Source organism: Chitinophaga sp. (genome assembly GCF_036566945.1).
Lineage (GTDB): Bacteria > Bacteroidota > Bacteroidia > Chitinophagales > Chitinophagaceae > Chitinophaga.
On record NZ_DATCVJ010000497.1, the window covers coordinates 1 to 3,126 of the forward strand.

The following is a 3,126-nucleotide window of genomic DNA, read 5'->3' on the forward strand; positions in this document are numbered from 1 at the left end:
GTTAAAGGAATCTGTTAAATTTTTTATAACGCTATGCTGCAGTTGGGCGCTATATGTACTATATGACAAAAATAGTTCCAAAATAATTTTCCCCTGCAACAGCTTGTCACACAGGGTTTAATGAAACGAATGTGGGAATAATAAAACATTCCTGTAATATTGTAGCAGTTGACTTAATTTATCAAATGACCTCATTTTTTAGCATCGATCATTCCTTTTTTACTGCGTTGGGATATTCGGTTAGTTACATAGAGTTTATCGGCACCCTAACGGGATTGTTATGTGTATGGCTGGCTGCCCGGGATCATATTTTTACCTGGCCTGTAGGACTGGTAAATGTAAGCTGCTTCTTTATTCTCTTCTGGCAGCTACAGTTGTATGCCGACATGTTTCTGCAGATATATTTCTTTGCCACGGGCGTTTATGGCTGGATTTTCTGGTATAGAAAACAGCCCGAAAATGAACCCATATATGCGTTGGGAACCCGGCAACGATGGCTGCTGGGAGGCGCTGCTATCCTGCTTTCCGGGGTGACGGGCTTCATCATCAGTCGCTTGCATACCTGGTGGCCCGGTATATTTGAACATCCTGCTGCTTACCCCTATACAGATTCTCTGGTGGCTGTTTTAAGTGTGATTGCCAATATCCTGCTGGCTAAAAGAATCTGGGAAAACTGGCTGCTATGGGTGCTGGTAGATGTGGTAGCCACCATTATTTATTTTCAGAAAGGCGTGAAATTCCTGGGAATAGAATATTTCATTCTGTTGATCATCGCTACGCTGGGACTTATTAAGTGGGTGAAAGCCCGGCAACAGCAATCTCTTCAAGCTAAATCATAACCATCAAAACTACCATTCCTATGCTGACTGCAAAGCAAAAGCTCCGGCGTATAGCCGTTGTATTTATGTCCATTTTTGTTGTAATGTTTCTTTTCAGGATGCTTTACGGCTACACCTACAAGGGATTTCAGTATGAGGACTCCGGGAATAATAGTTTCCTCTCCGGGATTGAAAAACAGCGGAAGAATTATGCATCTGAAAAAGGGAAGTCATATAATTCCTCAAATGCAGGACCAGCCAATGTTTCCAGTAATCAGAAATATGAAAAAGTAGCGAACGTGAGGTCTAAGTCATCGCATTTTACAGAAGATGAAAAATTACTCCATGGGACTGTTAAAAAATTTGACGCCACAGTGCAATACCAGCAGGAGTCCGGCAATAAGGGCAATCGTGAAATTCAATTGCTGATTGGTGTTTTGCCGGAGAAGTTTGATTCTTTTTATCATGCAGCACAGGAAATAGGTGTAATTAAATCTACAGAAATTACGAAAACAGATAAGACCAATGAATACCGCAAACTCAATGCGAAGAAGGTTTCATTGGAGCAATCACTGGCTTCCCTGAATGAGCTAAAGAAAAAAGACGGACGGATTGAAGATTTCATTAGCCTGCATAACCGGATCTATGAAGTGGAAACAGAGTTACAGGGATTGGGCGTAGAGTTGGGTAATTTTGATTCGGAGAATGAATTCTGTACCGTACAGTTTTCCATGTATGAAGGAGCTGCTGAAAAAACAATTGGTTGGGTGACTCGCGTGAAAGTAGCGCTGGAGTGGACCATCAAGTACTATGCGGTGTTGGTGGCCAGTATTTTCATCGCTGCTGCCGCTGCCTGGATATTGGGAAAACTAGCCCTGGTGGTTAACGCATTGATAGCCGCCGGTAAAAAAGGATAAAAAGGATGCCGGAGTTAGTGCTCCGGCATCCCGTACTTACACAGTGTATTCACCCACTTTAGTGCCATCGTCTTTCAGCATGGTTAGTACCAGTTTTTGCTGATCGGCTTTTATTTTTATCAGGGTTCTGAAACCATCTTTGGGGCCACCACCAATGATCAGCGGATATTCATGTTGACCTTTGGCCGGTGCATATACGCCGTACTGGTGGGTATGTCCGCAAATAAGGATATCGATTTTATGTTTATTGAATAGTTCGCCAAACATTTCGCGGCAATGTTTTACGCCATGCCATTCGCCGGAATGGTAGTGGGGAATATGCATCATCACTACTTTATGTTTTGCTTTCTTAAAGGCGGGACTTTGCAATTGTTGTTCCAGCCAATGGGCCTGCTGTACCCTGTAAGCGTCAAAGTCAACGATGCCCGCATATACCGGGTGTTCATCTTCTTTGTCTTCTCCCGTATCTAAAACAATAGCGGAAACCGGTCCTATGGTAAAGGTGAAATAATTGCCATGGCCGGGATTATCGAAGTATTGGTGCCATTCCCTGGCGTATTTGCCGCGGGTTTCATGGTTGCCGCGCACATACATAAAAGGTGTTTGGGTAGAGAAGGTATCGCCGCAGGGGGTCAGCATATGGTCAATGATCTGTTGTTCATCGGCCTGGTAGTCAAATACATCTCCGTTAAAAAAAACAAAATCATAAGGATCATTGCCGTTCAGGCCCATCAGGTGCGGGATAGAGGCTGGCCGGTCGTGAATATCGTTGATGATTACCCAGGATACTTCCTTTGCCTGCGGATCAGGGGCGGTAAAGGTGTAGGTATCGCTGCTGATGGTATCGCCATAAGTTAGTTTATAGGGTTCAAACGACAGGATGTCTTTTGAATAAACCTTATAGCTGTATTTTTTCCCGGGCTGGAGTTGATCCAGTTCAATGCGGTGGAGGCGGTTATTAGCGTCTACCAGTCCGTTGGTCACACTATGTGCTTTCTGGTTCAGCTGGTCGTGGGTGCCGTATTCTACCCAGCTGTAGCAGGGGCGTGCTGTGAGCCACATCACGGAAAGGCTGTGTGGGCCGGGATATTGGAGGTAGGGTTTGCAAAGGAAGGCATGTTCTGGTGCGGCTGCTTTTGGACGAATGCCGGCCTGGGCAATGGCAGGTACAAATCCGGTAATGCCTAATAATCCTGCTTTGGAAATGTTGCCGAGGAATGACCTACGGGATTGTTCACTGATTGTCTTTTTCATATTTATATATTATATATATCAGGATAGTGCTTAAAAATAGCAAAGGAATTAAGAAAAGGAAGCTATTTTTATATGGATGGCAGTCGCCTTTTTAAGGGTTATTTATAAATAATAATTATTTATAATTTGACAGACTC

General features: G+C 43.8%; 3 protein-coding genes. 2 read left to right on the forward strand and 1 reads right to left on the reverse strand.

What is annotated here, in order from left to right:
- The first annotated feature begins 185 nt into the window (after window positions 1-185).
- Window positions 186-839 (forward strand): nicotinamide riboside transporter PnuC, encoded by a 654-nt coding sequence (pnuC, locus tag VIP81_RS15200; RefSeq protein ID WP_331962296.1) that lies wholly within the window; start codon window positions 186-188, stop codon window positions 837-839.
- A 20-nt stretch (window positions 840-859) separates the two neighbouring features.
- The gene (locus VIP81_RS15205; RefSeq protein ID WP_331962299.1) at window positions 860-1,735 is read left to right on the forward strand and encodes a DUF4349 domain-containing protein; all 876 of its coding nucleotides are present in this window, start codon (window positions 860-862) and stop codon (window positions 1,733-1,735) included.
- A 36-nt stretch (window positions 1,736-1,771) separates the two neighbouring features.
- On the opposite strand, the gene VIP81_RS15210 is transcribed toward VIP81_RS15205, so the two are convergent.
- Window positions 1,772-2,989: a metallophosphoesterase family protein gene (locus tag VIP81_RS15210; RefSeq protein ID WP_331962302.1), complete on the reverse strand. Its 1,218-nt coding sequence runs from the start codon at window positions 2,987-2,989 to the stop codon at window positions 1,772-1,774.
- Window positions 2,990-3,126 lie beyond the last annotated feature (137 nt).

What these genes read in the sequence shown, in the direction of transcription:
- pnuC (WP_331962296.1), top strand. Translation starts at nt 186, where the DNA reads ATGACCTCATTTTTTAGCATCGATCATTCCTTTTTTACTGCGTTGGGA.
- VIP81_RS15205 (WP_331962299.1), top strand. Translation starts at nt 860, where the DNA reads ATGCTGACTGCAAAGCAAAAGCTCCGGCGTATAGCCGTTGTATTTATG.
- VIP81_RS15210 (WP_331962302.1), bottom strand. Translation starts at nt 2,989, where the DNA reads ATGAAAAAGACAATCAGTGAACAATCCCGTAGGTCATTCCTCGGCAAC.